This is a genomic window from Cupriavidus sp. CuC1, from assembly GCF_044627735.1.
Lineage (GTDB): Bacteria > Pseudomonadota > Gammaproteobacteria > Burkholderiales > Burkholderiaceae > Cupriavidus > Cupriavidus ulmosensis.
Window position 1 is genome coordinate 1 of record NZ_JBIUHC010000439.1, and the last position, 597, is coordinate 597.

Annotated in this window: 1 protein-coding gene; it reads right to left on the bottom strand. The window is 59.5% G+C overall.

What is annotated here, in order from left to right; translation table 11 throughout:
- Positions 1–7: 7 nt before the first annotated feature.
- Positions 8–532 carry an IS630 family transposase gene (locus ACGLHR_RS52100; RefSeq protein WP_400103999.1) on the bottom strand — a complete coding sequence of 175 codons (525 nt, stop codon included), beginning with the start codon at positions 530–532 and terminating at the stop codon, positions 8–10.
- Between the last annotated feature and the right edge of the window lie 65 nt (positions 533–597).

Sequence of the window (597 nt, forward strand, 5' to 3'; positions counted from 1 at the left end):
CCATAACTCAATGTCGTCGCGCTTTGCCAGTCGCCGCAGTTTTTTTTACCGCCGCAACGCGAATAGGATCAGACTGGGCGACCTGCGGGCGCGGCTTGCGCAGCCGGAAACCCATCTGGCGAAACAGCCTCTGGCACTGCCGCACGCCCAGCTTGATGCCATAGCGCTGACGCAAGTGCTCCGATAGAACGGGCCCATCCCACAGGCCCGCTTCAAATCCGAAGTCGCGTGGTGTCTTGCGCAGATCCGCCTCGATGCGACGCCATTGCGAGTCATTCAACGCACGCGGGCGACCGGGCCGTTCACCTTCCCGCAATCCGTCGAAACCGCCCCGCTCGAAACGTCGGACCCATCGCTGAACTGTCGTGGCCGCTTGACCGAACATCTGGCCCACTTCAGTGCACGAGTAACCGCTGCTGACCAGCAGCACTCCGTGCAGGCGGTGGTCATACCGAGACTCCTCGCTTCGCTCGATCTCCTGTCGAATCGCCAACTGCATGATCTGTGCGTCTGCAATCTCGAGTCTGCGCATGGCTGCCTCTCCATTAGAGTAACCACGCAATCATACATGCTGCAATACTTATGTCGTCATGTTTA